Origin of the sequence: Thioclava kandeliae (assembly GCF_040297545.1) — a bacterium.
Taxonomy (GTDB): Bacteria; Pseudomonadota; Alphaproteobacteria; order Rhodobacterales; family Rhodobacteraceae; genus Thioclava; species Thioclava kandeliae.
In genome coordinates this window covers 1-744 of the sequence record NZ_JAYWLC010000085.1, presented here as the reverse complement: position 1 = coordinate 744, position 744 = coordinate 1, and the positions used below count along the sequence as shown (strand labels likewise).

At 57.1% G+C, this 744-nt stretch carries 2 pseudogenes; one reads left to right on the top strand and one right to left on the bottom strand.

Annotated elements, in window-relative coordinates:
- Window positions 1-103 precede the first annotated feature (103 nt).
- A pseudogene (locus VSX56_RS20720) lies at window positions 104-488 on the bottom strand (integrase core domain-containing protein); the annotation flags it as partial.
- A 97-nt stretch (window positions 489-585) separates the two neighbouring features.
- Between VSX56_RS20720 and VSX56_RS20715 the strand changes: the two are divergent.
- Window positions 586-744: pseudogene (locus tag VSX56_RS20715) on the top strand (IS256 family transposase); the annotation flags it as partial.

Below are 744 nucleotides of genomic sequence, written 5' to 3'. Positions count from 1 at the left end.
CGAGCGTTGAACCAGATCATCGAATGGCGCGGCCCGCCCAAGACGATCAGGGTCGACAATGGCACGGAATGGTCTGCCCCACTTGAGTGGTCCAATTTAAAAGTTAGTGCATCGTGGGGCTTTGGTCTACTGGCACGATGCTCTCGGGTGCGGGTGGGCGATATCCCAAAGAGCTATGCGTGCGCAGCGTGTTGTAATGCTGGCGCCAGCGTTCGATCAGGATCTGGGCTTCTCTTGAGCCGAATAAAACCCTCCCCATTAAGCAGTTCGTCACGAGGCCTGGCGTTAAAGCTCTCTGCATACCCTTCGTCGGGAAAACAGTCCCCCGGACTGTTTTCTGATCCTCCTCAGTCCCAGGGCGATCCCGGCTCGATATAGGCCGTTTCGGCACCCACCGCATCGATCCAGTTGCGCAGTTTGGTGGCAATGAATTCAGGTCCGTTATCGGACCGAATGAACTCGGGCGGGCCACGGAGGATGAAGAGATCGGGATCGTGTCCCACGGGGTGGTGTAGCTCAGGTGGCCATCGGGTTTCTTAGTAAGGTCGGGTTGCTAGACTCAATCTGATCCAAGGATGACACCCGATGACCAAACCTATGATGGACCTTCGCGCGCTTGTCGAACAGAGCGGCGATGCAGATTTACTGCGTGAGATGATTGGCTTTGCCGCCGAGCGACTAATGGAGCTCGAGGTTGGCGCCAAGACCGGCGCGGACTATGGCGAGAAGAGTGCCGAACGACTG